The organism is Micromonospora sp. Utrum1 (genome assembly GCF_057197805.1).
In genome coordinates this window covers 4,973,279-5,000,011 of the sequence record NZ_CM170071.1, presented here as the reverse complement: position 1 = coordinate 5,000,011, position 26,733 = coordinate 4,973,279, and the positions used below count along the sequence as shown (strand labels likewise).

20 protein-coding genes and 1 pseudogene are annotated in these 26,733 nt (G+C 70.9%); 14 read left to right on the top strand and 7 right to left on the bottom strand.

Annotated elements, in window-relative coordinates; all coding sequences use genetic code 11:
• Positions 1 to 84 precede the first annotated feature (84 nt).
• The 5 genes from AC0OLQ_RS23505 (at position 85) to AC0OLQ_RS23485 (ending at position 5,899) form a co-directional block, all read left to right on the top strand.
• On the top strand, positions 85 to 981 hold the full coding sequence (locus AC0OLQ_RS23505; protein ID WP_484532264.1) for an IS982 family transposase: 897 nt from the start codon (positions 85 to 87) through the stop codon (positions 979 to 981).
• Positions 982 to 1,236: 255 nt separating this feature from the next.
• Positions 1,237 to 2,502 carry an IS110 family RNA-guided transposase gene (locus AC0OLQ_RS23500; RefSeq protein ID WP_484527114.1) on the top strand — a complete coding sequence of 422 codons (1,266 nt, stop codon included), beginning with the start codon at positions 1,237 to 1,239 and terminating at the stop codon, positions 2,500 to 2,502.
• Between the two features lie 125 nt (positions 2,503 to 2,627).
• Entirely contained in the window at positions 2,628 to 2,762 is a 135-nt protein-coding gene (locus AC0OLQ_RS23495; RefSeq protein WP_484528065.1) for a hypothetical protein, read from the top strand.
• A 1,016-nt stretch (positions 2,763 to 3,778) separates the two neighbouring features.
• Positions 3,779 to 4,465: a phosphotransferase gene (locus AC0OLQ_RS23490; protein WP_484528064.1), complete on the top strand. Its 687-nt coding sequence runs from the start codon at positions 3,779 to 3,781 to the stop codon at positions 4,463 to 4,465.
• An 846-nt stretch (positions 4,466 to 5,311) separates the two neighbouring features.
• On the top strand, positions 5,312 to 5,899 hold the full coding sequence (locus AC0OLQ_RS23485; RefSeq protein WP_484528063.1) for a hypothetical protein: 588 nt from the start codon (positions 5,312 to 5,314) through the stop codon (positions 5,897 to 5,899).
• An 841-nt stretch (positions 5,900 to 6,740) separates the two neighbouring features.
• Here the strand turns inward: AC0OLQ_RS23485 and AC0OLQ_RS23480 are convergent.
• A complete protein-coding gene (locus AC0OLQ_RS23480; protein ID WP_484528062.1) occupies positions 6,741 to 7,235 on the bottom strand; it encodes a nucleoside deaminase in 495 nt (164 codons plus the stop codon).
• A 387-nt stretch (positions 7,236 to 7,622) separates the two neighbouring features.
• On the opposite strand from AC0OLQ_RS23480, the gene aceB reads away from it, so the two are divergent.
• The 5 genes from aceB to AC0OLQ_RS23455 are packed head-to-tail and all read left to right on the top strand — an operon-like array spanning position 7,623 to position 15,396.
• The gene (gene aceB, locus AC0OLQ_RS23475) at positions 7,623 to 9,206 is read left to right on the top strand and encodes a malate synthase A (RefSeq protein ID WP_484528061.1); all 1,584 of its coding nucleotides are present in this window, start codon (positions 7,623 to 7,625) and stop codon (positions 9,204 to 9,206) included.
• Between the two features lie 29 nt (positions 9,207 to 9,235).
• Positions 9,236 to 10,708 carry an FAD-linked oxidase C-terminal domain-containing protein gene (locus AC0OLQ_RS23470; RefSeq protein WP_484528060.1) on the top strand — a complete coding sequence of 491 codons (1,473 nt, stop codon included), beginning with the start codon at positions 9,236 to 9,238 and terminating at the stop codon, positions 10,706 to 10,708.
• Entirely contained in the window at positions 10,708 to 12,039 is a 1,332-nt protein-coding gene (locus tag AC0OLQ_RS23465; RefSeq protein WP_484528059.1) for an FAD-binding oxidoreductase, read from the top strand. Before AC0OLQ_RS23470 ends, AC0OLQ_RS23465 begins: the two co-directional genes overlap by 1 nt.
• Entirely contained in the window at positions 12,039 to 13,460 is a 1,422-nt protein-coding gene (locus tag AC0OLQ_RS23460) for a (Fe-S)-binding protein (RefSeq protein WP_484528058.1), read from the top strand. The genes AC0OLQ_RS23465 and AC0OLQ_RS23460 overlap by 1 nt, the downstream gene beginning before the upstream one ends.
• A gap of 55 nt (positions 13,461 to 13,515) precedes the next feature.
• A complete protein-coding gene (locus tag AC0OLQ_RS23455) occupies positions 13,516 to 15,396 on the top strand; it encodes an L-lactate permease (protein WP_484528057.1) in 1,881 nt (626 codons plus the stop codon).
• Positions 15,397 to 15,507: 111 nt separating this feature from the next.
• On the opposite strand, the gene AC0OLQ_RS23450 is transcribed toward AC0OLQ_RS23455, so the two are convergent.
• Both AC0OLQ_RS23450 and AC0OLQ_RS23445 read right to left on the bottom strand, forming a co-directional pair.
• On the bottom strand, positions 15,508 to 15,915 hold the full coding sequence (locus AC0OLQ_RS23450; RefSeq protein WP_484528056.1) for a VOC family protein: 408 nt from the start codon (positions 15,913 to 15,915) through the stop codon (positions 15,508 to 15,510).
• Positions 15,872 to 16,687 carry an arsenate reductase/protein-tyrosine-phosphatase family protein gene (locus AC0OLQ_RS23445; RefSeq protein WP_484528055.1) on the bottom strand — a complete coding sequence of 272 codons (816 nt, stop codon included), beginning with the start codon at positions 16,685 to 16,687 and terminating at the stop codon, positions 15,872 to 15,874. The genes AC0OLQ_RS23450 and AC0OLQ_RS23445 overlap by 44 nt, the downstream gene beginning before the upstream one ends.
• A 462-nt stretch (positions 16,688 to 17,149) precedes the next feature.
• On the opposite strand from AC0OLQ_RS23445, the gene AC0OLQ_RS23440 reads away from it, so the two are divergent.
• Positions 17,150 to 19,339, top strand: coding sequence for a S8 family serine peptidase (locus tag AC0OLQ_RS23440; protein WP_484528054.1), 2,190 nt, complete (start codon positions 17,150 to 17,152; stop codon positions 19,337 to 19,339).
• A 218-nt stretch (positions 19,340 to 19,557) separates the two neighbouring features.
• On the top strand, positions 19,558 to 20,019 hold the full coding sequence (locus tag AC0OLQ_RS23435; protein ID WP_484528053.1) for a YdeI/OmpD-associated family protein: 462 nt from the start codon (positions 19,558 to 19,560) through the stop codon (positions 20,017 to 20,019).
• 22 nt (positions 20,020 to 20,041) lie between these two features.
• Here AC0OLQ_RS23435 and AC0OLQ_RS23430 read toward each other — a convergent pair whose 3' ends face one another.
• Positions 20,042 to 20,569 (bottom strand): hypothetical protein, encoded by a 528-nt coding sequence (locus AC0OLQ_RS23430; protein ID WP_484528052.1) that lies wholly within the window; start codon positions 20,567 to 20,569, stop codon positions 20,042 to 20,044.
• A gap of 359 nt (positions 20,570 to 20,928) precedes the next feature.
• Between AC0OLQ_RS23430 and AC0OLQ_RS23425 the strand changes: the two genes are divergently transcribed.
• Positions 20,929 to 22,308 (top strand): FAD-dependent oxidoreductase, encoded by a 1,380-nt coding sequence (locus tag AC0OLQ_RS23425; RefSeq protein WP_484528051.1) that lies wholly within the window; start codon positions 20,929 to 20,931, stop codon positions 22,306 to 22,308.
• 81 nt (positions 22,309 to 22,389) lie between these two features.
• Here the strand turns inward: AC0OLQ_RS23425 and AC0OLQ_RS23420 are convergent, their stop codons facing one another.
• The 3 genes and pseudogenes from AC0OLQ_RS23420 to wrbA form a co-directional block, all read right to left on the bottom strand.
• Positions 22,390 to 23,466 (bottom strand): glycosyltransferase family 2 protein, encoded by a 1,077-nt coding sequence (locus AC0OLQ_RS23420; protein WP_357336165.1) that lies wholly within the window; start codon positions 23,464 to 23,466, stop codon positions 22,390 to 22,392.
• A gap of 68 nt (positions 23,467 to 23,534) precedes the next feature.
• Entirely contained in the window at positions 23,535 to 25,319 is a 1,785-nt protein-coding gene (locus AC0OLQ_RS23415; protein ID WP_484528050.1) for a hypothetical protein, read from the bottom strand.
• 103 nt (positions 25,320 to 25,422) lie between these two features.
• A pseudogene (gene wrbA, locus AC0OLQ_RS23410) lies at positions 25,423 to 26,034 on the bottom strand (NAD(P)H:quinone oxidoreductase).
• A gap of 168 nt (positions 26,035 to 26,202) precedes the next feature.
• Here wrbA and AC0OLQ_RS23405 point away from each other — a divergent pair.
• Positions 26,203 to 26,730, top strand: a complete 528-nt coding sequence (locus AC0OLQ_RS23405) for a hypothetical protein (RefSeq protein WP_484528049.1) — start codon at positions 26,203 to 26,205, stop codon at positions 26,728 to 26,730.
• Positions 26,731 to 26,733: the final 3 nt, after the last annotated feature.

The window sequence follows — 26,733 nt, the reverse complement described above, 5'->3', positions numbered from 1 at the left end:
GGACTAGACGAGTGATTCCCAACTCTGGGTTGGGCGGCGTGGCGGGTTGACCAGCACAAGAAGAGAGGGCATCGATGGTTGTTTGTGAAGACAGACCTCGACACCCTCTTGACCGCACTGTACGTCCTGATCGACGACCACGTCATCCCGCCGCACCGACGTGGGCCGGGCCGACCCAAGCGGCTGTCCGACTCCGAGCTGGTATGCCTGGCTGTGGCCCAGGTGCTGCTGGGTGCCCGCTCGGAGCACCATTGGCTGCGCCTGTGCTACGGCCGGCTCGGGCATCTGTTCCCGTACCTGCCCAAACAACCCGGATACCACAAGCGGGTCAAGGCCGCCGCGCCGCTGATCTGCCGGGCCACGCTGTACCTGGCCACGCTGTGCCCGTCGTGGCGCGACGACCTGCGGTTGCTGGATGCCACCCCGGTCCCGTGCGGCACGTCTCGGCCCACCGTGCAGCGTTCGGCGTTGGCAGAGATCGCCGGGTACGGCTACTGCGCCTCCCATTCGCGCTGGTACTGGGGGTTGAAGCTGTACCTGATGACCACCGCCGAGGGAATGCCGGTGGCGTGGTGCCTGGCCAACCCCAAGATCGGAGAGCGGGAGGTGGCCGAGGAGTTGCTGGCTCACGCCCGCGAACTGGGCTCGCTGTGCAGCGGCATGGTGGTGTTGGCGGACAAGGGCCTGTCCGGCAAGCAGATCGATCGGTACGCCGCCGAGCAGGTCGGGGTGCTGCTGGCCCGCCCGGACCGCAAGGACGAGCAACGCCGCTTCGGCAACCTCGCCGGTGTCCGGCAGTGGATCGAGTCGGTCAACGACACCCTGAAAGGCCAGCTCAACCTGGAAGGACACGGTGGGCGCACCCCGGCCGGAGTGTTCGCGCGCGTCGCGCAGCGGCTCCTCGCGATGGCCGCAGCGATCTGGCACAACTGGCGGACCAACGCACCCGTCAAGCGTTCCTTGATCGCGTACGACCACTGATCAATTCGGAATCACTCGTCTAGTCCCTGTCGCCCCTGGTGGGCGGCCCGTTCCGGGCTGAAAATGGGGGTCCGGTCGCTCGTCGACGTCGTTACTCCTTGGTCCTTGAGGCCGTCGTCTAGTCGGGCGCTGGGAGTCGCGCTGTTGGGCCCTTCACTGTTGCTTCGAGCACGCGGATTAGCTTCGTTCCCCGTCCCTGCGACTCCTGCGAGCGACCGACCCCGGTCAACCGTGCTATGGCAAGGGAGGTCGCAGATGCAGGAGGCACCAGACGATGCGCAGGTCGTGGAGCGGGTTGCGGCGTTGGATATCGGCAAGGCCGAGGTGGTGTGCTGCGTGCGGCTGCCCAGCCCGACTGGATCAACACGACGAGTGCAGGAGATACGCACCGTCTCCACGATGACCCGGTCGCTGACTGGGCTGGGTGACTGGCTGGCCGACCTCGGCGTGACCCGGGTCGTGATGGAGGCAACGTCGGACTATTGGAAGCCGCCGTACTACCTGCTGGAAGCAGCCGGGTTCGAGGTGTGGCTGGTCAACGCCCGCGACGTCAAGCATCTGCCGGGCCGGCCGAAGACCGACAAGCTCGACGCGGTCTGGCTGTGCAAGGTAGCCGAACGCGGCATGATCCGCCCGAGTTTCGTTCCACCCGCCGCGATCCGCCAGCTTCGGGACCTGACCCGCTACCGCGTCGACCTCATCGGTGAGCGCGGACGGGAGAAGAACCGGGTGGAAAAGCTCCTCGAAGACGCCCAGATCAAACTGTCCGTGGTCGCCAGCGACATCTTCGGCGTCTCCGGCCGGGCGATGCTCGACGCCCTCGTCGCCGGGCAACGCGACCCGCACACCCTGGCGCAGTTGGCCCGCACCCGCATGCGCACCAAGCTGCATGACCTGCACGAGGCTTTTGTCGGGCGCTTTAGCGACCACCACGCGTTCCTGCTGGCCCGCATGCTCGCCCACATCGACACGCTCAACGCCGACATCACGGCGGTCGAGGCCCGTATCGAGGAGCTGGTTGCCCCTTTCACGGCAGCGGTGGCCCGGCTGGATGAGGTCCCCGGTGTCGGCGCCACCGCCGCCCACGCCATCATCGCCGAGATCGGCCTGGACATGACCCGGTTCCCCACCGCCGCGCACCTGGCCTCCTGGGCCAAATTCGCCCCAGGAGTGAAGGAATCCGCCGGCAAGAACAAGGGCAACGGCTCCACCGGGCACGGCAACCACTACCTCGCCCGCGTCCTGGGCGAAGCCGCCGTCGGCGCATCACGCACCGACACCTTCCTCGGCGAGCGATATCGCAGGCTCGCCCGCCGCCGCGGCAAGAAAAAAGCCGTCGTCGCGGTCGGCCGATCCATCCTGACCATCGTCTGGCACCTGCTCTCCGACGAACAATCCACCTTCAGCGACCTGGGCCCCGGACACTACGACAACCGCGCCGGCACCCAACGCGCCATCCGCAACCACATCCGCGGCCTGAACGCCCTCGGCTACCAGGTCACCCTCCAACCCGCCGCATAACCACACCAACAACCCCTCATCCCGGCTCCGCTGCGCTACGCCGGGATGCTGCCGCCCGTCTCGGCACGGTCATTTTCGGATTAGAGGGCGAGGGAGCCAGCGACTCGAGCGGTAGCTGCCGGATCGTGGTGTACCGCTACCAGCGCGACCGCGAACCGTTCGACAGCTGGAAGCTGTCCACCGACGAGCTTGCCCTTGTCGCGTCTGGCCGTCTGGTGGTCCTTTCTCTCTACGCGTCCTGCGTGGGCGACTACGGCTGAGCGACCCTGGACGAGGTCTGCTGCCGGCGAGTTCGACTTCGCCAACGGACTGATCGGAGTTTGTAGGCGAGGCATCAGGATCGCGCTGGGCAGCCAATCGAGCAGCGGTACGGATTCAGGGCTACGGCGTCGGACGGTTCACCGTAGGCAGCTCGAGCACCCTCAGGTCGCTGTCTGTCTGGCGTAGATAGCGGATGTCCGTCGACTCACTCCCGGTCCTGCGCTTGACGCGATGTATGAGTCGGTGCGAGGAAGCGGTACCTCGAGCAGGGTGCCGCTTCTTGCGCTGGCCGTGCCCGCTACGTACCCGATTTGCTGCTCTGCTTGGTCTGTGAGCTGAGCGCGTCGGCGATGTGCTCGTCGCGCTCGCGAGCTGCAGCCCCGGCCAGGGCCTTCGATGTTGCTGCGGCCAGCGGTGCCCGACGAGCCATCCACGGGCCACTCGCCACGCTTCTTGCCCGCCTTCTTGCCTTTGCCCTTGGCCTTGTCCGAGGAACCAGCCGCCGGCTTCTCGGCCTTTTTCGCTCGACCTTCACCGCGGCGCTCATCGCCTGGGCGATGGCCCGATCCGCCTCCGAGGTGGGTACTGGTAGATCATGGCCGCTTGCGGCGAGTCGTGACCCATCCGGGCCATAAGTTCGCGGGTGCTCGCCCCGGTCCGCGCCGCGATCGTGTTCCCCGTGTCCCGCAGATCATGGAAGTGCAGACCCGGCGCGCCGAGCTTGCCGACCGCCGCCGACCAGCCGATGACCTTCGTCGACTGATGCGCGACACATGCCCGCCAACTGATCTGCGACACCTCAGCGAGCTGATCGCGGCCAGAAGAGTGCACCAAAGCCAGGGCCGGCCTGGCAGCGGCACGGCCTAGATTCAGCATGCGCGGCCATTAGGGTCGCGAGGTGGGCCAGAGCACTGAGCACGACGCGGAGCAACCCTTGGCCGGGGGTCGCTTGACGGCTGGTGTAGTCCGGGTCGGTGACACGGCGCGCCGCCCAGCCTCGCCTGCGTCGCGGTTCGTGGCGCGGCTGCTGACTCATCTCGCCAAGAAGGGCTTCGACGGCTGCCCGCAGCACCTGGGGTGGGACCAACGCGGTCGCGACGTGTTGTCGTTCGTGCCCGGTCACGTTCCACCACGATGGCAGCACTTCACCGACGACCAGGTCAGACAGGCAGCGACGCTGCTGCGAGGACTGCATGACGCCACGCGAGACGTGGAATCCATCCTCCCAGGTGAGGTGGTCTGCCATCACGACCCCGGACCGAACAACATGGTCTTCCGCGACGGCCAGCCGGTCGCCTTCATTGACTTCGACTTGGCGGCGCCCGGCCGCCCGTTGGAGGACGTGGGCTACATGGCATGGGCCTGGTGCATCTCGTCGCGGCCCGACCGGGGACCCGCGACAGAACAAGCCCGCCAGGTGCGAACCCTCGCCGACGCCTACGGCTTGAGCCCAGGCGACCGTGATCGCCTACCCAGCGCCATCCGCGAGCGCTTACGCCGCAACGAGGCGTTCTGGCGAAACATCCTCGACGACGAAGGGGCCTCGATCCCTCGGGCACGCTCTGCCGAAGTGCTCACCTGGACCCAACACGAACTCGCCTTCATCGAGGCCAACCAAGAGACGTTCATCGCCGCACTAAATTTCGGTCGGTGGCTCGACGAATCCCAAGGCCAGCGTGGGGATGGCATTTCCATTGCCTGACGTCTGCCGGATCCCGAAGATTGCCCGTATGGAGTCGGTAGTGCAGTGGGTACGGACGTCGTGGACGAAGCAGTCTCGGGGCGGACCGGCTGCGGCGAAGCGGAATGCGGCACCGGTTGCCTTTCGGTTGCCTGCCGGGAAGGCACCGCTCGTACACGAAGTCCTCCAAGGCGAATCCGACGAGTTCCGACCGCACTCCACTACGCAGTTGGCGCTACCCGTTGACGGCGTGCAGCTGCGCCAGGTTGATGGGCGGCTTCGGGTGCAGCTCAATGCGTCACCGTGGGGGATGCCGCGGCGCCATCGCCGACCGCCAGCTGTGCTCCTGAAGCCCGGCGAGTGGGTGCGCTGGCAGATCAACTACCGGTTCGTCGGGTGCTGCACCGGCGACTGGTCCTACCGGCTTGACACTCTGAGTGTCGCTCACGGTCAGGTTCCGGTCGACACGTTCCTCGGCGAGCCAACCTACGTCGTAGATGAGCGCGCCTACCTGAGGTAGGCCCTACGAGATTCGGAGCCACGCAGGCTTGGCTGTACAGCCATCCGTACAGCCAAGCCGGTCTACGTGACCAGTCTGGGGCAGACCGAAAGCGACAGCACGAGCAGGTCAACGGCCGCCACCGACGCCTGCCGACAGCCGTCTTGATCTTTGCAAGGCAGGGGGCGGCGACGCTACCGACAGGAGGTCGAGGAGAGCAGTGTCGCGCTCCACTTGATCCGTTACGGATCAGCGTCGGATGATGCGTGACACCGATGGCCCGGTGTAGTGCCGGGCCGTTACTCAGCGCGATCGGATCTGTAGAAGGCCGCGAGGCCGTCCGGCCGCCGGCGTCGAAGGACAACGGGATGCTCTCGGACTACCAACAGCAGCTGCGGGCGAAGTTCCTGGCAGCCCCGGTCGTCGCGCCGCCAGAGCCATGGCGACACCTCGACCAGACGTGGCGCTACATACCGGTGGGCGGGCTGCAAGGCGTCGGCTTCGGTGTCCACCCGCAGACCGGCGTCGACCTGCTAATGATCGTCTCGATGGACGGCTTTGGTCTGATCGACGCCACAACGGGTGCGAAGATCGCCCGGGACCGTCACCCCGACCCCGACGACGCGGAACCGTCCGGGCCCGACCTGGCCTGTCCGGGCATCGGCGTGCTGGCGGACACGCGGGTACCCATCGCCGGGTTGTTCGGCGGCGGCCTACACGCCACGACCGACGACGGCTGGACCATCGACGTGGTGGCGCCCGAGTGGCCGAACGATCGCATCCTGCTGTCCGCCGACGGTGGTGCCTATAAGGGCCGATCGGGCACGTCCTGGTGGCACGTCTTCCATGCTGACTACTCCGAACTGCGTGCCGCCGGATTCTCCCCGTCCGGCCGCACCTTGGTGATCGCGACCAGCAGCGATGTGACACTTATCGTCCGTCCTGATTCCGCCTGACCGCATGCGTCACGGCACGTAGCGACGCGCCTCGGCGCAGCGCCACGCATCATCTGAAGTCAACCTGTCACGCATTAAGCGGAGTACGACAGGTCGAGGAGAGCAGCCGGCGTGCCATTAGCGTGCCATTGGGCCAGGACAGCAGGGGCCAGCCGGGGCCACGAGAGACCGCCGAGACCAGGCGGCCAAGCCAGCGGACAGCCGGATATCGACAATTCCCAAGCTGCGAGTTCCTGGACTCAGCCGTGAGCCGGACGGGAGGCCGGTGCTTGTCTTCGTCAGCGATGATCGCTGCGTGGCTGAGAAGGACTTCAAAACTCGCGGCGGCGTTGTCTACGTCGACACACAAATTGGGACGTGGGGACGCCCACGGGAGCGCTGATCCCAGTGGTTGCAGACCCTTCTGGACCGAGCCGGACAGCCCAGCCGAGGCTACGGACCAGGTGGTGGCCGGGCTAGCTGGCCCTCTCGCACCGGCAGTGCGTCGGGCCCTGTAAATCGTGGCCCAACTCGCGCGTCAGGCCGACCCCGTCGACCCTCCATCCAGCGTTCAGCCCCAAGTAGGCTTGGACGCGTGTCCGGTTGAAGGTGCTGCCCCACCATGTCTGGTCGGACGGGGCGTAGCCCAGCGCTCCCGGACGCGTTCGTCTTCCGGGCGGAGGGGGTGCCGCCCGCCGAGGTAGGTCAGCAGGGTGCTCTTGAGAAGCCGCTCACCAGCCGCAACCCTGGGCCGCCGCAGTCGACGTGCAGTTGGACCGCGTCTGACGGCAATCCTGCGTCGGCTTGCGGGAAACGACCGTGGCGAGGCGGCGCTGCGAGCCCGGAGAGGTGCTGCGCGTGGCTATTGTGCGGCACGCAGATTCGCGGCGCGTTCGTGCAGGAGCCGCATCTCTTCGTCGAGTGGAGCGACCGGGCCGACGACCGTGAGAGCCGGCGCGACGGCGGTGACGGGAAGCACGGCCACCGGCCCGGCCGGCAAGCCCCACTCCGCTCGCCAAGTGGCGAGCTGCGAGCTCGATGCGGCGTAGACGATGCGGCCAAGTCCTACCCACGCATGGGCGGCGGCGCACATCGGGCAGTGCTCGCCCGATGTGTAGACGGTCGCGGTGGCCCGTACCGCCGGCGGCAGATGTCCGGCCGCCCATTGCGCTAGGGCGAGCTCGGGATGCGCCGTCGGGTCCGCCGAGGACGTCTCCCGGTTTCGGGCCTCCGCCAGCACGACTCCGCTCTGGCCCACCAAGACCGACCCGAATGGGTCGTCGCCCGCCGCCAAAGCTTCTGCGGCCAGCGCTACGCAACGCTGCAGATGGGTGATGTCCTGTCGGTCGGTTGTCATGGCCGGCTTTCCTTCCGAATGTGCGATCATCGCCAGCTTCGCAGACTCGGCGAGCGCCTCAAGATTGAACCTACCGGCCCTGCAAGGTCGGCACCGTAAACCAAGGTCAATCGTCAAGCGGGATGCTGCCGATCCGGCGAAGCGAGAAATCTTCGTTCCCGTCACGGGTTCCCCTGGCGCCGGGGACGGTGATCCTCGTGCCCGGTCGGTGGCCCCCGAGCCGACCGTTCGCCGTTCGCCGCAGGTCAGGCACCGCTCGCCGCAGTGGATCGACCGTTCCCGGCCACTGTGCCGTCGCTCAACTCGCGGCCATGACCAGCGAGAACTACAGTCGGCTGGAGCACCGCCGGATAGATCGCGACACATATCACGGTGAGGAGCGAGTCGATGGCCAACCCTGCCGGCATCGAGGTCACCGGGCAGATGCACCCCCGGTACGACGACATCCTCACGCCCGAGGCGTTGAGCTTCCTCGCCGACCTGCACCGCGCCTTCGACGCCCGCCGTCGCGAACTGCTCGACCGGCGCAAGCGGCGCGAGGCCGAGCTCGCCGGAGGCGCGTTGTTCGACTTCCTCCCCGAGACCCGGGAGATCCGCGAGTCCGACTGGCGGGTCGCCGACCCGGCGCCGGGCCTGGTCGACCGCCGGGTGGAGATCACCGGCCCGACGGACGCCAAGATGACCATCAACGCGCTCAACTCCGGGGCGAAGGTGTGGCTGGCCGACCACGAGGACGCCAACACCCCGCTCTGGGAGAACGTCATCTCCGGCCAGCTCAATCTGCGCGACGCGATCGATCGTAAGCTTGACTTCACCTCGCCGGACGGCAAGCAGTACGCCCTGCACGACGGTGAGCTGGCCACCATCGTGGTCCGGCCGCGCGGCTGGCACCTCACCGAGAAGCACATCCTGGTCGACGGCGACCGCACCTCCGGCAGCCTGGTCGACTTCGGCCTCTACTTCTTCCACTGCGCCCGCCGGCAGCTCGACCGCGGCGCCGGGCCCTACTTCTACCTGCCCAAGATGGAGAGCCACCTCGAGGCGCGACTGTGGAACGACGTCTTCCTGCTCGCGCAGGAGCGCCTCGGCATCCCGCGTGGCACCATCCGGGCCACCGTGCTGATCGAGACGTTCCCGGCCGCGTTCGAGATGGACGAGATCCTCTACGAGTTGCGCGAGCACTCCGCCGGGCTGAACGCCGGCCGCTGGGACTACATGTTCAGCGTGATCAAGAAGTTCCGCAACCGGGGCGCCGACTTCCTGCTGCCCGACCGGAACTCGGTGACCATGACGGTGCCGTTCATGCGCGCGTACACCGAACTGCTGGTGCGGACCTGCCACCGGCGTGGGGCGCACGCCATCGGCGGGATGGCCGCGTTCATCCCCAGCCGCCGCGACCCGCAGGTCAACGAGACGGCGCTGGCGAAGGTCCGGGACGACAAGACGCGGGAGGCGGGCGACGGGTTCGACGGCTCCTGGGTCGCCCACCCCGACCTGGTGCCGATCTGCCGGGAGGTCTTCGACCAGGTCCTCGGTGACCGGCCGAACCAGCTCGACCGCACCCGCGACGAGGTCCGGGTGACCGCCGCCGAGCTGCTCGACGTTCGGTCCACCCCGGGGCAGCACACCGAGGGCGGGCTGCGCAACGCGGTCAGCGTCGGCGTGCAGTACCTGGCCACCTGGCTGCGTGGCTCCGGCGCGGTGGCCATCTACAACCTGATGGAGGACGCGGCCACCGCGGAGATCTCCCGCAGCCAGGTGTGGCAGTGGCTGCACAACGACGTCACCCTCGACGTCACCGGTGAGCGGGTCACCCGGGAGCTGGTCGAACGAATCGCCGACGAGGAGATCGGGAAACTGCCCGGTGCTCCCGGTGACTACGCCGACGCCCGGGCGCTGTTCATGGAGGTCGCCGTCGCCGACGAGTTCGCCGACTTTTTGACCGTGCCCGCGTACGAACGGATGCCCTGACCGACGACCGACGCGACGTGGAGGTGGCGATGAGCAGGACCACGACGGACCTCGAGGCTCTCGCCGCCGCCCTGCGGGCCGCCATCGGCGCCGACCGGGTGATCAGCGACCGGCAGGAGCTGCGCACCTACGAGTGCGACGGGCTGGCCCAGTACAAGGTGATCCCCGCGCTGGTGGCGCTCCCGGCGGACGCGGAACAGTGCGCCGCCGTCGTGCGGGCCTGCGTCGCCGCGGGTACGCCGTTCGTGGCCCGCGGCTCCGGCACCGGGCTCTCCGGCGGCGCCCTGCCCCGCGCCGACGGCGTCCTCGTGGTCGCCTCGCAGATGCGGGACATCCTGGAGATCGCGCCGGACGACGAGCGGGCGGTGGTGCAGCCCGGCGTGATCAACCTGGCGGTCACCCGGGCCGCCACCCCCTACGGCTACTACTACGCGCCGGACCCGTCCAGCCAGCAGATCTGCTCCATCGGGGGCAACGTGGCGGAGAACTCGGGCGGCGCCCACTGCCTGAAGTACGGCTTCACCACCAACCACGTCCTCGGCGTCGAGCTGGTCACTCCGGACGGCGACCGGGTACGCCTCGGCGGCCGCGCCCCCGACGCCCCCGGCTACGACCTGCTCGGCGCGTTCGTCGGCTCCGAGGGCACCCTCGGCATCGCCACCGAGGTGACCGTCCGGCTGACCCGGCTGCCCGAGTCGGTGCGCACCCTGCTCGCCGCGTTCGAGACGACCGACCAGGCCGGTGCGGCGACCTCGGCGATCATCGCGGCCGGGGTGGTGCCGGCGGCGGTGGAGATGATGGACGCCCTGGCCATCGAGGCGGCCGAGGCGGCGGTGCACTGTGGCTACCCGCCCGGCGCCGGGGCGGTGCTGATCGTCGAGCTCGACGGGCCGGAACCGGAGGTCGCCGCCCAGTTCGCGCAGGTGGAGAGCCTGTGCCGGGAGAACCGGGCGTTCGAGATCCGGATCGCCGCCGACGACGCCGAGCGGGCGCTGTTCTGGAAGGGGCGCAAGTCCGCGTTCGCCGCCGTGGGGCGGATCAGCCCGGACTACATCGTCCAGGACGGGGTGATTCCGCGGACCGCCCTGTCGGAGGTGCTGCGCCGCATCGGTGAGCTCTCCGCCGAGCGCGGCATCCGGGTGGCGAACGTCTTCCACGCCGGCGACGGCAACCTGCACCCGCTGGTCCTCTTCGACGCCGCCGTCGACGGCGAGACCGTCCGCGCCGAGGAGGTCTCCGGCGCGATCCTCGACCTCTGCATCACCCACGGTGGCTCGATCACCGGGGAGCACGGCGTGGGCATGGACAAGGCGAAGTACATGCCCCGCATGTTCACCGACGACGACCTGGACACGATGCAGCTGCTGCGCTGCGCGTTCGACCCGGACGGGCTGGCCAACCCCGGCAAGGTCTTCCCGACACCGCGCCTCTGCGGCGAGGTGCCAGGCCGACACAAGGGGGCCCACCCGGCGCAGGAGGCCGGCCTGGCGGAGGTGTTCTGATGCCCGCCGACCGGACCCTCGACCAGCTCCGCGCCGCCGCCGAGGTCCGCCCCCGCGACGTCCCGGCGCCGCGCCCCGGCGCGCCGGGCGGGGCCGCGACTGGTGACCCTGGGCGCGACGACGGCGCGGTCGTCCGCACCGCCGGCGAGCACGACACGATCGCCGGGGTGGCGGCCCGTTACGTCGCCGCGCCCCGGGACACCGGCCAGGCCGCCGCCCTGCTGCGCGCGGCAGCTGCGCTCGACCTGGCCGTCACGTTCCGCGGGGGCGGCACCAAGCAGGACTGGGGGAGTGCGCCCCGTCGGCTCGACCTGATCCTCGACACCACCGCCCTGACCGGGGTGGTCGAGCACGCCGCCGGCGACCTGATCACCGTGGTCCGGGCCGGCACCCGCCTCGACGAGCTGCCGGCCATCCTGGCCGGCGCCGGGCAGCAGCTCGCCCTCGACGCACCGCTGCCCGGCGGCACCGTCGGCGGCGCCGTCGCCACCAACACCAGCGGCCCGCGCCGGATGCTCTACGGAACGGTCCGCGACCTGCTCATCGGGGTCACCCTGGTGCGCGCGGACGGGGTGGTGGCGCACGCCGGCGGCAAGGTGGTCAAGAACGTCGCGGGCTACGACCTGGGCAAGCTGGTCACCGGCGCGTACGGCACGCTGGGGCTGATCACCGAGTGCGCGTTCCGGCTGCACCCGCTGCCCGCCACCGTCGCGTACGTCTCGCGCGCCGTGGACGACCTGGCCGAGGCCGGCCGACTGGCCGGCACGGTACGGGCGGCCCAGCTCGTACCCACCGCGCTGGAGGTGGACGCGCCGGCCGGCGAGCGAGCGACGGTCACCGTGCTGCTGGAGGGCACCCCGGCCGGGGTGGCCGCCCGGGCCGCCGCGGCCCGCCGGCTGCTCGGCGCCGACGCCACCGACGCCGACCAGCCGCCCGGAGGCTGGGCACACCATCCGTGGCGGGACGGGGACGTCGGCCTGAAGCTGACCGCCGCGCTCTCCGGCGTACCCCGGCTGCTGAGCGATGCCCGCGCGGCGGCCGACAGGCACGACCTGCCGCTGGCGCTGCGCGGTTCGGCCGGCGTCGGTGTCCTCTACGCCGGCCTGCCCGGCGCATCCGACCCGGAGCGGGTCGCCGGCCTGGTGGACGCGCTCCGGGCGGCGACCGCCGCCGTCGGCGGGCACGCGGTGGTGCTCACCGCGCCCGCGCCCGTGCGGGACCGGGTCGACCTGTGGGGACCGGTCCACGGCCTGGAGCTGATGCGCCGGGTCAAGCAGCGCTTCGATCCGGACGCCCGGCTGGCGCCCGGCCGATTCGTGGGAGGGATCTGATGAGCATCCCCCAGCAGCCCGGCCCAACCCCGGTCACCTCACCCGGCGGGAGCCAGCCGGCCAGCGGTCCCCGGGACGTGCTCGGCGCGGCCGCCCAGCCGCCCGGCGTCGGCGCCTTCGACGAGCACCACCCGCCGTCCGCCGAACTGGTCGCGGACTGCGTGCACTGCGGCTTCTGCCTGCCCACCTGCCCGACCTACGTGCTCTGGGGCGAGGAGATGGACTCGCCGCGCGGGCGGATCTACCTGATGAAGCAGGGGTTGGAGGGCGAGCCGCTCGCCGACTCCATGGTCACCCACTTCGACCGCTGCCTCGGCTGCATGTCCTGCGTGACCGCCTGCCCCTCCGGCGTCCAGTACGACCGGCTCATCGAGGCCACCCGCCAGCAGGTCGAACGCCGGCACCGCCGCGGCCCTCGGGACCGGGCGCTGCGGGCGGCGATCTTCGCGCTCTTCCCGTACCGGAGGCGGCTGCGGCTGCTGCGCGGGCCACTGCGGGCCTACCAGGCCACCGGCCTGCCCCGGCTGGTCCGCCGCAGTGGGCTGCTGCGCCGGCTGGCACCCACCCTCGCGACGGTGGAGTCGCTGGCCCCCCGGCTGGGCCGGGCCGCTCGCCCGCCGCAGCGGGTGGCCGCCGGCGGCACCCGGCGGGCCGTGGTCGGCATGCTCACCGGCTGCGTGCAGGGCGCCTTCTTTCCAGAGGTGAACGCCGCCACCGCCCGGGTGCTCGCCGCAGAGGGCTGCGAGGTGGTGATCCTGCCCGACCGGCAGGGCTGCTGCGGGGCGCTGAGCGTGCACAACGGACGGGAGGAGGAGGCGCGCCGCTTCGCCCGCCGGATGGTGGACACGTTCGCGGCCGCCGGCATCGACTATTTCGTGGTCAACGCGGCCGGCTGCGGCTCCACCCTCAAGGAGTACGGCGACCTGCTGCGCGAGGACCCCCGGTACGCGGCGCTCGCCGCCGACTTCGCCGGCAAGGTCCGCGACCTCTCCGAGGTGCTGGTCGAGCTCGGCCCGGTCGCCACCCGGCACCCGCTACCGGTGACGGTCGCCTACCACGACGCCTGCCACCTGGCCCACGCCCAGGGCGTCCGCGCGCAGCCCCGCCGGCTGCTGCGCGACATCCCCGGGCTGGAGCTGCGGGAGATCGCCGATCCGGAGATCTGCTGCGGCTCGGCGGGCATCTGGAACATCCTCCACCCCGGGCCGGCCGCCGAACTCGGCGACCGCAAGGCCCGCACCGTACTGGCCACCGGGGCGGGGCTGCTCGTCACCGCCAACCCCGGCTGCCTGATGCAGGTCGCCGCCTCGGTGACCCGCGCCGGCGGCGACATCGCGCTGGCACACACCGCCCAGGTCCTCGACGCCTCGATCCGCGGACGAGGGGTCGAGGAGTTGCTGCACCAGCGAACCCCGTCCTGACGGCGGGATCCACCGTCACCGCTGACCCCCGTCCCCCATAGCGTCGAGGTGACCCATGTTCGACCAGTTCAAAGTCGTCACCGACCCCGTCGGTGACTCCGTCGCGCTCTCGGCCATCTTCGCGGTCCTACCCCTGCTCACCCTCTTCGTCCTGCTCGGCGTCATGAAAGTCAAGGCCTGGTTGGCCGGCGTGATCTCCCTCGTGGTCGCCCTGATCGTGGCCATCGCCGTCTACGCCATGCCGATCGGGCAGGCCGTGCTCTCGGCCACCGAGGGCGCCGCCTTCGGCTTCTTCCCGATCCTCTGGATCGTCATCAACGCGATCTGGGTCTACAACCTCACCGTCGAGAGCGGGCATTTCGACGTGCTGCGCCGCTCCTTCGAACGGGTCAGCCCGGACATGCGTATCCAGGCGATCATCATCGCGTTCTGCTTCGGTGCGCTGCTGGAGGCGCTGGCCGGCTTCGGCACGCCGGTGGCGATCACCGTGGTGATGCTGATGGCGCTCGGGTTCCGCCCGATCCACGCCGCCTCGGTGTCGCTGCTGGCCAACACCGCGCCGGTGGCCTTCGGCGCGCTCGCCACCCCGATCGTCACGCTGGCCAGCGTCAGCAGTGGCGCCAACCCCGACCCCCGGCTCACCGTCGACACCCTCGGCGCGATGGTCGGCCGGCAGACCCCGATCCTCGCGGTGGTCGTACCGCTGATGCTGGTGGCCCTGGTCGACGGGCGGCGCGGCATCCGCCAGACCTGGCCGGCCGCGCTGGTCGCCGGGGTGAGCTTCGGCCTGGCGCAGTTCGTCGCGGCGAACTACATCTCGGTGCCGCTGACCGACATCGTCGCCGCGCTGGTCTCGGCCGCCGCCGTGGTGCTGCTGGTCCGCGTCTGGCGCCCGGTCACCCCCGCCGACCTCGGCCGCGAGCCGGAGGCCGCCGCCGTGCCGGCCGCCCGCGGGGCAGTCGACGCGGAGCTGGCCGGCCCCGGCACGGTCCGCGCCGCCGCGGGCACCCGCTCCGATACGACCAGCACCGCCGCCCCCGGACTGGGCGGTTCCGGTGGGGAGACCCCGCCGGGTGATCCGCGCATCGACGAGACCGCTCTCGTCGGCCGGCACCGCGACGACGACCTGGAGCAGCGGCCCACCGACCAGGTGCGCGCCGCCACGGCGGGCGGTCGGCGGATCGCGGACACCCCGGTCGAGGTCGCCCGGGCGTACGCGCCCTATTTGATCATCATCGCGATCTTCTCCATCGCCAACCTCGGCGCGGTGAAGACGGCCCTGGCGAAGGAGCCGTGGACGGTGAAGTTCAACTGGCCGGGGCTGGACATCCTGGGCGGCAACGGCAAGCCGCTGTCCTCGATGACGTTCACCTTCAACTGGCTGCCCGCGGCGGGCACCCTGATGATCCTCGCCGCCATCCTGACCGCGCTGGTGCTGCGGGTCCCGGCGGGCCGGGCGCTGCGCGCGTACGGCCGCACCTATTTCGAGCTGCGCTACGCGATCGTCACGGTGATGGCGGTGCTCGCCCTGGCGTACGTGATGAACCAGTCCGGTCAGACCAACACCCTCGGCGCGTTCCTCGCCGCGGCCGGCGGGGCGTTCGTCTTCCTGTCGGCGATCCTCGGCTGGATCGGCGTCGCGGTGACCGGCTCGGACACCTCCGCCAACGCGCTGTTCGGCGCGTTGCAGGTGCAGACGGCGACCCGGGCCGGGCTGGACCCGCTGCTGCTGGCCGCGGCCAACTCGTCCGGCGGAGTGCTGGGCAAGATGATCAGCCCGCAGAACCTGGCGATCGCCGCCGCCGCGGTCGGCATGGCCGGCCGAGAGGGGGAGATCTTCCGGAAGGTGTTCGGCTGGAGCCTCGTGCTGCTGCTGTTCATGTGCGTGCTGGTCGCGCTCCAGGGCTCCCCGGTCCTGAGCTGGATGGTGCCCTGATCGCAGGTCCGACCGCCCGGGCGCCACGGATCACGTGGCGCCCGGGCGAGGTCGGACACCGCGCTGGAGGTGGCGAAGATGACGATCACCAGCGCACCGGCGACCCGGTGGTCACGGCACGGCTGTCGCAGTGGGCGCCTGACCGGCCGGTTGGAACAGTTCGATCAGATTGCCGGCGGGGTCGGCCAGCAGGATCTGCTGCCCGCCCGGGCCGGCGACGACCTCGCTGCGGAACGGCAGCCCAGCTGCCCGGTGTCGCTCGATTTCGGCAGCCAGATCGTCGACGGTGAGGTGGATGCGGTTGCGGCCGGGAGCGGCAGCCTCCTCGGGCGTGGCTCGGGCACCCGAGCTGGCCGGCCCGGACAGCAGCAGCCGCAGCGGGCCGCGGAACACCTCGGCGAAGGCGGGTGCGGCGTCGGTGCCCAGTTGGAAGCCGAGGTGGGTGGTGTAGAAGTCGGCGGCTGCCCCGACGTCGTCAACCAGGTAGCGGACGCTGGCGTACTCGTGGCTTCCGGTCATGGCGCGAACCTCCTTGCTCGAGGACGGGTAGCAGGTGGCGGATGCGGGTGTCGATGTCGGCCGCGGTGCGGGTGAAGGCCCGATAGCCGGCCTGCTCGCTGTCGCCGGCCGCCGCGGGGTCGGGGATGCTCCAGTGGATGCGGCGCGGGTGCTGCGGGAACTCGGGGCAGGCCTCGCGGGCCCGGTCGCACAGGGTGATCACATAGTCGAACCGGCTGCCGGCCAGGGTGTCCAGGTGGCGCGGCCGCTGATCGGCGAGGTCGATGGCGTACCGCTCGCGCAGGACCCGCACGCCGTCGGGATGCAGTCGTGGCGCCGGCCGGGTCCCGGCGCTGCTCGCCTCGACGTTTCCCGCCGTGTGCTGGCGGAGCAGGGCTTCGGCGATCGGTGAGCGGCCGCTGTTGCCCGTGCAGACGAACAGCACGGCGAGGCGGCGCGACCGCCGCGGGCGGACCGGCGGCGGCGTGCCGCTGCCCGGACGCAGGGCCGGGTGCAGGGCGGTGCCGGCGCCGGCGAGCCCTTCGGCGCAGCGCTCCAGATCGAGGTGGTAGTAGCTGTCGCGGCCGTCGAAGCTGCTCCGGGTGGTGGTGACCAGACCGCCGTCACGCAGCAGCCGCAGGTGGTAGGAGACGAGGTTCTGCGGCTCGCCGCTGAGCGTGGCGAGCTCGCGGACCCGCAGGTCGCTGCCGGCGAGCTCGGTCAGCAGCCGCCAGCGCAACGGATGAGCGGCCAGCCGCAGGAACGCGGGGGCGGCTTGCCCGGAGGCACTCATGAATCGGAGGATACATCAAATCCGTTTGATCGTTCCTCGCCACGGTCGCCCTGTTCCTGGGCGGCGCCGGCCTCTACGCGCTGCGCCCGTGGCGGGCACGGTGTCACTGGATCTGCCCGGCATCGGCACCGAATGAAATCGGGCGAGAATTGTTCTGCCGCGCACCGCGGCATTTCGCGGCAGGCAATATTGCCCCGGTTGACCGCCTTATCGCCGACGACCGCCCGGCCGGTGGCCGTCCTGCGCGGGTTCCGCCTGCTCGACGTCGGCTCGATCCGATCTCGGGGGCACCACCCGACGCGTCGCGCAGAGCTGCCGCGTCAGGAGCGGATGGCTGCCCGGCGATTACCTGGGAGGTAGATGGAATTGTGCCCGACGGCGCCTTGCTCCGATGTGGGGGGAGGGATAGTATCCGCGAGAGTCGATCTTGCAAAGGGGCTGAATGTGTCGACCGGGAAACGAATGAAAACAGGGCTGACCGCGGCGCTCACACCGATAGTGGTGCTCGGCGTCGTCGCGCAGCCGGCCCGGGCGGAGGTGGCCGCACCACCGCCGATCACGTCCTATGAGGGGGATCCCGGCCGGCTCGGCGATCCCGCGAGCTGGCGCACCCCCGAGTTCAACCGGGACACCGGCCTGCTGTCGATGGGAGCGGAGTTCGCCTACGCCGCCGGATATTCCGGCACCGGGATGAACATCGGCGTCGTCGACTCGGGCGTCTTCGCCGGGCACGTCCGGGAGCACGGCAGCCTCGCCACGGACTACGCGACCGGGGACCGCTACTTCTCGGTCGAGGCCGCAGGTGGCGACACCGGCCCCACACCCGGGTTCTACGACCCCGCGTTCAACGACAGCCACGGCACGCACGTCAGCGGGACCATCGGCGCAAGCCGCGACGGCGTCGGCCAGACCCAGCCCGGGGGACCTGCCGCGAACATGCACGGGGTCGCGTTCAACAGCAACGTGTACGTCGGCAACACCCACAAGACGGACGGCGTGCTCTACGGTCTCCTGCCGGCGACCGCGACCCCCGCGCAGCGGCCGGACAACGCCTACATCGGCAACGTCTACCGGGCCGTGAACTCGGCCCAGACGAAGAACGGCCAGCCCGTCAGGATCATCACCAGCAGCTGGGGCAGCCAGCCCAACACCGAGAACTACAACACGTACGACACGCCCCCCGGCAGCCCGGCCGGCTTCGGCTTGAACACGGCCTGGCGCCTCTGGTCCACCCCGGACGGCGTCGTCGACGCCAACGGCAGCACCGTCCGCTGGCTGAACGGTGCCATCGAGGCCGGGCGCACCGGCACCATCATCCAGTTCACCGCCGGCAACAGTGGCTACGTGAACCCGTCGCCGCGAGGCGCCGCGCCGTACTTCATGCCGGAGCTGGAGGGCCGCTGGTACACGACGTCGGGGATCAACCCGAGCATCGGGCGGACGCTCAACCCGGACGGTTCCGTCCTGGTCCCCGGCCAGCAGGCGTTCAACCAGTGCGGTGTGGCGAAGTGGTCCTGCGTGACGGCACCGAGCAACGGCATCAACAGCACGACCGTGTCGGTGGTCAACGGTGTGCCGGAGGCCCGCTACGGCAGCTCGTCCGGCACGTCGATGGCCGGGCCGCACTCGGCGGCGGCGCTCGCATTGATCATGCAGCGCTTCCCGTACATGACGAACGAGCAGGCGCTGTACACGATGTTCACCACCGGCCGGCAGAACAACACGATCAACGACGCGGCGGGCAGCGCCGTGCCGAACCCCACCCGGGGCCAGATCGTGCAGGTTCCCGACAGCCGCAACGGCTGGCACACGGTCAGCCTGCGTGAGGCCATGAAGGGCCCGGGCCAGTTCCTCGGGCCGTTCGTGGCCGACCTGCAGGGGCAGGACGACGTCTGGTCGAACGACATCTCCGACGTCGCAATCCGGGCGCGGCAGCAGGAGGACGCCGCGGAGGCGGCCGCCTGGGAGGCCACCAAGGCCGCCAAGGGCTGGACGGACGGGCTGCCCGCCGACGCGAGCGACGCCGACAAGTCGGACTACGCCATCGGCGTCCGCCGCGAGCAGGCCCGCAACGCCCGCGTCTACGAGGGAAGCCTCACCAAGCGGGGCGACGGCACGCTGTTCCTCACCGGCGCCAACACCTGGCACGGGACGAGCACCGTCGAAGCCGGCAAGCTGTCGATCGTCGGCTCGCACGCCAGCCCGATCGACGTGGTCGGTGGCGTGCTCGGCGGCAGTGGCAGCGTGGCGGGCGGCATCGACGTCACCGGCGGCGTGCTGCAGCCCGGCCTCTCGTCGGACGAGGCGGCGCGGATCACCGACGTGCCCGTCACCGCCGGCAACACCCTGGCCGTGGGCGGGGACGCGACCATCGGCCGGGCGGGCCGCCTCGCCGTGACCATCTCGGGCGACCGTGACTACACCAGCGTCCGGGCCGCTGGTGCACTGGCGCTGGCCGGCGAGCTGGACCTGGACGTCCGCGGGCGGCTGACCCCGGGCACCGTGCTGACCATCATGAGCGGCAGCTCGATCAGCGGCAGCTTCCACGCGCTGCCGGAGAACCGCGTCCTGAACGCGGGCGGTCACCTGTTCCGGGTGTCGTACCGGAACAACAGCGTGACCCTGACCGTCCTGCGCGGCCTGCCCGGCTAGGCAGAGCAGACCGTCGACAGGGAGACGGTGGGCCGCGGCGCCGGAATCGGCGTCGCGGCCACCGCCGTAAAGGGCGTTGCCGGCGCCGCGCCAGGCCGGCTCAGATGCCGCCCTCCAAATCACCCCGCTGCGCCAGGACCACCGCGCAGCAGCAAATCCCCACGACCGTAGGTGATCAGCGAGGATTCCGCCGAACACCTGACGACTACGATGGCGTCATGGTTGAGACCCTCACGTTGACGTTGACGTTGGAGCAGCGGGGCCCGGCGGGGGCGTTCGTGCTGTCCGACGAGCAGGTGTCCGTCGTGGGGGAGGGACGCAGGGCGTTCCCGGTGCGGGTCACTGTCAACGGGGCGACGTTGCCGCTGCGGGTGGCTCGGATGGGTGGGGAGAACCTGATCGGGTTGTCCCGCGCGGCGCGGGAGCAGGCCGGGGTCAGCATCGGATCGGCGTACGAGGTCGGCATCGCCCCCGACGTGGCGACGCGTGCTGTCGAGGTGCCTGAGGACCTGGCCGCCGCTCTGGCCGACGACGCCGAAGCGCAGGTGGCGTTCGAGGCGCTGGCCCCCTCGCATCGGAAGGAGTTCGTCCGCTGGGTCACCGAGGCCAAGCGGGAGGCCACCCGGGCGCAGCGCGTCAGCAAGACCATCGGGATGCTACGCGCCGGCACGCACCGCTGAGTCCACCGGATCTCGGGGCCGTTCAGTCGCCGGAGAACCCGGTGAAGTGAATCTGCTCGGGGCGGCCGTCGACGTAGCTGACGACGTATACGCCCTGCCATCGTTCGCGGATCGGGAACGGGCCGAACGTCTTCATCCAGTCAACGACCTGATCCGGCGAGGGCGTTCGGGTTCCGAAGAACTCGAGCGTCTGCTCGTCGGTCAGTGGCGACACGGTGAAGAGCGCCGGCTCGGCCGACACGCCCTTTGCCATGTCGATGATGGAGTGCGTGCCTGAGTGGCGTTGCGCTGCGAACAGCGTGTCCGGGTCGATCGGCTTGGGTTGCCGCTGGGCGGCGCGCCAGTCGTCGAGGAGGCACTCGTTGATCCCGCTGTCGTCATCGGCGGGGTCGAGCCGCGCACGGAACTCGTCCTCGGTCAGGGCGTACAGCGGGTCGGGCTCCTCGCGGTAGTACGCGCCCCGGGTGTACGCGTCCTGACGCAACTGTTCCAGCGCGGCGGCGACGTCCGGCTGGTAGGTGACGGTGTACGACCATCCCGACGCGCCCACGTTCTCTCCGCTCGACCTCGACGACGCTTGGCCCGCACATCCTGCCCGGCGCCGGGCGAAACCGAAAGGTGTGGCGATCCTTTCCCGCCCCTGACCACCGTGGTCCGCCCGGAGCCGGCGGCGCGGGACGACTGACCGCTTGTCGACTGAGATGTCGGTCACGGCGTCACCGGCCGAGCCCGAATACCGGGCCCGACCAGGGGTTTCATCCACCGCCGGGTGATCGGCGGACGGGTCGGAACGGGCGGCGCTCCTGACCGGAACTTCACTGTCAGCTAGTCGTCCGCCGATTCGCTTCCCTCCCGGACAGTGCGTGCCGCTGACTGGAGACACCCATTGAAAACGAAACGGAGTCAGCCGTGTCCACCACCAACCAGACCGGGCGGGCGATCGTCCTCGGCGGCAGCATGGGCGGCCTGCTCGTCGCCCGGGTGCTCAGCGAGTCGTACGCGACGGTAACCGTCTTCGACCGGGACGAGCTGCCGGCGGAAGCCGCCGACCGCAAGGGTGTGCCGCAGAGCGAGCACTCGCACGGCCTGCTCGCCCGGGGTCGCCAGATCCTCGAGGAGCTGTTCCCCGGCCTGACCGCCGACCTGACCGCCCACGGTGCCGTCCCCGTCGACATCCAACGGGACTGCCTCTGGGTCAACGACGGCCACCGGATCCCCCGGGTCGCCTCCGGGTTGGCGGGGCTCTGTGTCAGCCGACGCGCCCTGGAGGCGTACGTCCGGGACCGGGTCCGCGCGCTGCCCAACGTGGAGATCCGGGACCGGTGCGAGGCGGTGGGGCTACTCGCCGATGGCAGCGCGGTGACCGGCGCGCGGGTCCTTCCCCGTGGCGGCCGGGAGGAGCGCCACGACGCCGACCTCGTCGTGGACGCGACCGGCCGCGGCAACCGCGGCCCCACCTGGCTCGCCGAGCTCGGCTACCAGCCGCCCGTGGAGGAGCGGGTGGACCCCCGGACGGTGTACGTCTCCCGCGACTACCGCCGTGTCCCGGGCGACGCCAACTTCGCCGCCGTCATCAGCAGTCCGTCGCCGGCCGCCCCGTACGGCGGGGTGGCCATCTCCGCGGAGGGCGACCGGTGGATGGTGACGCTCCTCGGCGTCGGCCCGGACCACGCTCCGCCGGTCGACCCCGAGGATTACCTCGCCTTCGCCGGGCGGTTGCCCGCGCCGGAGCTGCACGCGCTGCTGAGCCGGGCCGAGCCGCTCGGCCCGCCGAAGCGGATGCGGCTGCCCACCAGCCTGCGCCGCCGCTACGAGCGCCTCGCCCGGCTACCGGAGGGGTTCATCGCGGTCGCCGATGCGGTGTGTAGCTTCAATCCCGCGTACGGGCAGGGCATGACGGTCGCCGCGGCGGAGGCCGTCGTGCTCCGTGACTGCCTCCGCCGGGGCCGGCGCGACCTGCCCCGCCGCTTCTTCGCCGCGGCGGCGAAGGTGGTGGACGTGCCCTGGGACATGGCCGTCGGCGCCGACCTGCGCCACCCGACCGTGGTCGGGCCGCGCAGCCGCCGGACGCGCTTCCTCAACGGGTACGTCACCCGGCTGCACGCCGCCGCCGCACGGCACCCGGTCGTCGGGCGGCGTTTCCTGAGCGTCGCCAACCTGATGACGCCGCCGCCGGGGCTCTTCGCGCCGGGGATCGTCGCTCGGGTGCTCTGGTCCGGCCGGCGCACCACGCCGGCGCCGGCCCACCGGCCGCTGGTGCCGCAGGTCGAGGAGTTGGTCGCCCGGTAGGTCGGCCCGCGCGGGTCGGCGGCCGGGGAGGGCCGCCCACCCGACACGACCGCCACGCCACCACGTCCTCGTCGGATGCGGCTACGGTGCGTCGCCCCGCACGGACCGGTCGGCGGCGCGACGAAGGTGGTCGTGCCGGGAGGAGTCCTCCCGGGCCGGCATTCCCTGCCGGACCCGGTCCGCCGGCCGGACCGCCGGCTGAGCCGGCACGCGCGGCACCTGCCCGCTCTCCGTGACCAGATCCTCGGTCTCCTGGACCAGGTAGTGCGGCCGGCGCTTGGTCTCGTAGTAGATCCGGCCGATGTACTCCCCGATCACGCCGAGGATCATCATCTGGATCCCGCCGAGACCAATCACGCTGACGATGATGGTCGTGTAGCCGGGAACGTCGATGCCCTTTTCCACGGCGTCGGCGACCACCCAGGCCATGTATCCGAGCGCGATCAGGGTGAGGAACAGGCCGCCGTAGATGGCCAGGCGCAGCGGCCGGTTGTTGAACGACAGGAGACCGTCGAACGCGTAGTTGAAGAGCTTGCCGAACGTCCACCTGCTCCGGCCGGCCTGGCGGGTCTCGTTACGGTGCGCGACCACGACCGTCCGGAAGCCGATCCAGGAGAACAGTCCCTTGGAGAACCGGTTGTATTCCGGCATGGCCAGCACGGCGTCCACCGCGAGCCGGGACAGCAGCCGGAAGTCGCCCGCCCCGTCCAGCAGCCGTACGTCGATCCACCAGTTGACCACGCGGTAGAAGGAGCGCGAGGCCAGCATCCGCAGGAACCGGTCACCGTGCCGGTCCCGGCGGGCGATCACCTGGTCGAACCCCTGGCGGTACAGCGCCACCATGTCGGGCAGCAACCGCGGCGGGTGCTGCAGGTCGGCGTCCATGATGACCACGGCGTCCCCGGTGGCACGCTCCAGGCCGGCCAGCATCGCCGCCTCCTTGCCGAAGTTCCGGCTCAGCGACGTGTAGCGCACCGACGGGTCGCCTGCGGCCAGCCGGCGCAGCGCCACGAGGGTGCCGTCCGCGCTCCCGTCGTCGACGTACACCACCTCGACGTCGACGTCGGTCAAGTCCGCCAGCGCGGCGGTCACCGCCCGGTGCAGCCCTTCGACCGAGGCTTCCTCGTTGAAGCAGGGCACCACCACCGACAGTCGCACGTCGTCACCCCGTCCGGCCCGTACGCGGGGATGGGCCACCGGCGCCGGGCGGTTCGGCGCCCACCTGGTCACAGGTGGTAGACCAGCACACCATCGAGTTCCTCCCGGGTGATGCCCAGTCCGTCGACCGGCCGGGCCGCGATGCCTTCCCACGGCGTACCGGCGGCCCGGTCGGGCAGGGCCACCACCGACCGCACCCCGATGCCGCGCAGGTAGGCCACGCTGCCGGGATCGGGGAAGGAGGCCGCCGCCGCCCGGGTCTGCGCCAGGGTGACGGGCTCGAAACCGGCCAGTCCGTTCGCCACCCGGGGGAACCCGTCGGTCGTCCACAGCATGTAGTGCAGGTCGTTCGTGCCGCCGATCGGCAGCAGCAGGATCGGCTCCTCCGCCACCCGCATGGCCGCCGGTGGCCGGGGCGCCACCGGGTGCGGCGTCCGGTTGACCCCCTCCACCGCGACCAGCGTCAGCGGCACCAGGAGGGCCGCCGGCACCAGGACCCGGGTCCACCTCCGCGTGGACGATTGCCGCGCCGACTCGGCGAACGCCGTCACCAGCCCGGCCGCCAGCACCGCCAGCAGCAGGCTGGTCCAGTGCATCATCCGGCCCGGCGTCCGCAGCGCGTCCCATCCGGGCAGGTGCCGGGAGAGCGTGAGGTAGCCGGGGTCACCGTCGCCACCGAGCGTGGAGCCGAGGCCCAGCAGCACCGTCCCGAGGACGCCGAGCCCCAGGGCGACCCGGCGCCGGACCGGGTACACCGAGACGAACAGCCCCGCCATGGCCATCCCGATCAGGGTCATCCCGGGCAGCAACGCCATCTCGGGGGGCCAGGACAGCTGTTCCCGGGCCGCCGCGTGCGGCTCACCCCACAACCAGGAGTCCGCAGGTGCGGTGACGAAGCCGATCAGCGGCGGGGAGAAACTCTCCGTCCAGTCCAGGGTCCGCACGGCCTGCGGATTGAGGTCGACGACCCGCAGATAGACCAGCCCCAGCAGCAGCGTCACCGCGTCGAAGACGAGCCCACCGGCCAGATCCGCCAGCAGCAACCGACGGCCGAACGGGACTCTCTGACTCCGCCGCCACCACGACCACCCGTAGCCGGCGGCGGCCACCAGCACCGCGGCGAGCAGGAAGTACACCAGTGGCAGCCCGATGCCGAAGCCCAGGGTGACCTGCCAGGCGGCGACGATCCACCCGGCCAGCGCCCACCCCGGTCGGCGTCGCTCCGGCCGGTACCCGTGCCGCAACGACCAGCCGTGACCGCGGGCCAGCATCGCCAGGGACAACGCGATCCCACCGCTGGACAGGATGTTCAGATGACCCGCGTGCGCCAGCCGCCACGGGGCGTACGCCCACGCGACCCCGGCGACCGCGCCGCCCCACCGGCCCGCCCCAAGTTGCCGGACCAACGCGTACGCTCCGACGAACGCCAACGCGTGCACCAGCACGTACATGACGTTGTAGCGGACCAGGGCGGCCTCGAAGCCCGAGCCGAGCGCCCCCATCGGGGCGTACCCGAGGAGGGTGTCGCTGTAGGCGAACGTGTACGTCTCGGGGTAGAACGTGTTCGAGTCCCAGAGGCCCAGGGGGTGGTTCAGCAGAGCGTGCCCCGCCCAGGCCAGCTGCCACGCCTGCAACGTCGGATCGCCCAGGTCGCCGGGGACCGTGCTCGCCGGATGCCGCATGGTGGGCCAGGTCAACACCACCGCCAGCAGCAGGCCACCGACCACCGCGCCCGTCCACTCGTGGCGTAACCAGCGCCACCGGGTCCACCGGCGGCGGTCCGGGGCGGCGGGAACCTGGCCGGGGTCGGCGCTCCCGGCGGTCGACGGGCCGTCGGTGGCTCGGATGGTCATGGATAAAGATGGTCATCGATCATCGCTGCCTTGTCGAGCCCCGGTCCGGACTGTGGGTTCGGGACGCCGGCGCCGCGACCGGTGCCGTCGCTGTTCGGCTGGATCAGGCGGCGCGGCCGGCCTTGAGGCAGGCCGTGGTGTCGACGACACGGCGGGCCTGGTAGCGGGCCGCCTGCAGGACCACCTCACCGGGCGGGCCGTCGCCGACCACGTGGGAGGTGCCGTAGGGGTTGCCTGACTGGAACTGGACGGCGTCGGTGTAGCCGGGGGGCACGATGATGCCGCCCCAGTGGTAGAACGTGTTGGCCAGCGCCAGGAGGGTGGATTCCTGCCCCCCGTGGGTGGTGTTGGAGGCGGTGAACGCCGACTACACCTTGTCCGCGAGCTTGCCCTGGAACCACAGGGGACCGGTGGTGTCGATGAATGCCCTGAGCTGGCTGGCCGGGTTGCCGAAGCGGGTGGGCGTGCCGAACAGCACCGCGTCGGCCCACTCCAGGTCGTCGTGGCCGGCCTCGGCGACGTCGGCGGTCTCCTTCACGTGTCGCTCCCACTCCGGCCGTGCGCCGACCGCCTCCGGTGGGGCCGTTTCGGCCACCTTGCGCAGTCGCACGTTGGCGCTGGCCTTCTCGGCGCCCTCGGCGGCGGCTTGCGCCAGGGTATGGATGGTGCCGGTGGAGCTGTAGTAGATGATCGCGACGTTCACGGGTTCTACGATCGGTTTCCTTCCTGCGCGGGTGACACCGGTACGACGAGACAGCCCCGCCAGACGTCAGGCGACCCGTCGCGACACGCGCACGTATTGACACCCTCGCGCACCGAGAACAGATTCCGGGGTGACCCCGGTCGGTCGCGGCCGGGGCGTCCGCGCGGAAGGACGATCGCCATGCGCAAGATCAGGTCGACCGGTCGGGCCCGGTCCGCGTCGGCGGTGGCGCTCCTCGCGCCGTCGCTCGTGCTCGTGGCGGGGCCGGTGCCCGCGTACGCCGCGGACACGACCACCCGGATCCTCCGGGCCCCGCTGGACCTCACCGTCGTCCTGCCCTGCGTCAACGGCGGCCTCGGCGAGGTCGTCGACTTCGACGGCACGATCTCCGAGGTGTACCACGTGACCGTCGACGAGACGGGCGGGTTCCACGTGCACATCGCCGAGACCCAGTCGAGCGTGCACGGCATCGGTGCGACGACCGGGGACCGGTACGTCAGCACCCGGGTCAACCTCTTCGCCTACAACGAGGGTTCCGGCTCGCTGCCGATCACCTCCACCCAGCAACTGGTGTTCCAGATCGTGGGGCCGGGGCCGGGCAACGACGCCTCGATCCGGATCACGAACCACACCACTGTCAACGCCGACGGCACCATCACCGTCCTGTTCGACACCTACACGGCGGAGTGCGAACCCAGCACACCCTGAACC

What these genes read in the sequence shown, in the direction of transcription:
- AC0OLQ_RS23485 (WP_484528063.1), top strand. Translation starts at nt 5,312, where the DNA reads ATGCTCTCGGACTACCAACAGCAGCTGCGGGCGAAGTTCCTGGCAGCC.
- AC0OLQ_RS23445 (WP_484528055.1), bottom strand. Translation starts at nt 16,687, where the DNA reads ATGAGTGCCTCCGGGCAAGCCGCCCCCGCGTTCCTGCGGCTGGCCGCT.
- AC0OLQ_RS23460 (WP_484528058.1), top strand. Translation starts at nt 12,039, where the DNA reads ATGAGCATCCCCCAGCAGCCCGGCCCAACCCCGGTCACCTCACCCGGC.
- AC0OLQ_RS23500 (WP_484527114.1), top strand. Translation starts at nt 1,237, where the DNA reads ATGCAGGAGGCACCAGACGATGCGCAGGTCGTGGAGCGGGTTGCGGCG.
- AC0OLQ_RS23480 (WP_484528062.1), bottom strand. Translation starts at nt 7,235, where the DNA reads ATGACAACCGACCGACAGGACATCACCCATCTGCAGCGTTGCGTAGCG.
- AC0OLQ_RS23415 (WP_484528050.1), bottom strand. Translation starts at nt 25,319, where the DNA reads ATGACCATCCGAGCCACCGACGGCCCGTCGACCGCCGGGAGCGCCGAC.
- AC0OLQ_RS23455 (WP_484528057.1), top strand. Translation starts at nt 13,516, where the DNA reads ATGTTCGACCAGTTCAAAGTCGTCACCGACCCCGTCGGTGACTCCGTC.
- AC0OLQ_RS23465 (WP_484528059.1), top strand. Translation starts at nt 10,708, where the DNA reads ATGCCCGCCGACCGGACCCTCGACCAGCTCCGCGCCGCCGCCGAGGTC.
- AC0OLQ_RS23440 (WP_484528054.1), top strand. Translation starts at nt 17,150, where the DNA reads ATGAAAACAGGGCTGACCGCGGCGCTCACACCGATAGTGGTGCTCGGC.
- AC0OLQ_RS23435 (WP_484528053.1), top strand. Translation starts at nt 19,558, where the DNA reads ATGGTTGAGACCCTCACGTTGACGTTGACGTTGGAGCAGCGGGGCCCG.
- AC0OLQ_RS23405 (WP_484528049.1), top strand. Translation starts at nt 26,203, where the DNA reads ATGCGCAAGATCAGGTCGACCGGTCGGGCCCGGTCCGCGTCGGCGGTG.
- AC0OLQ_RS23450 (WP_484528056.1), bottom strand. Translation starts at nt 15,915, where the DNA reads ATGACCGGAAGCCACGAGTACGCCAGCGTCCGCTACCTGGTTGACGAC.
- AC0OLQ_RS23470 (WP_484528060.1), top strand. Translation starts at nt 9,236, where the DNA reads ATGAGCAGGACCACGACGGACCTCGAGGCTCTCGCCGCCGCCCTGCGG.
- aceB (WP_484528061.1), top strand. Translation starts at nt 7,623, where the DNA reads ATGGCCAACCCTGCCGGCATCGAGGTCACCGGGCAGATGCACCCCCGG.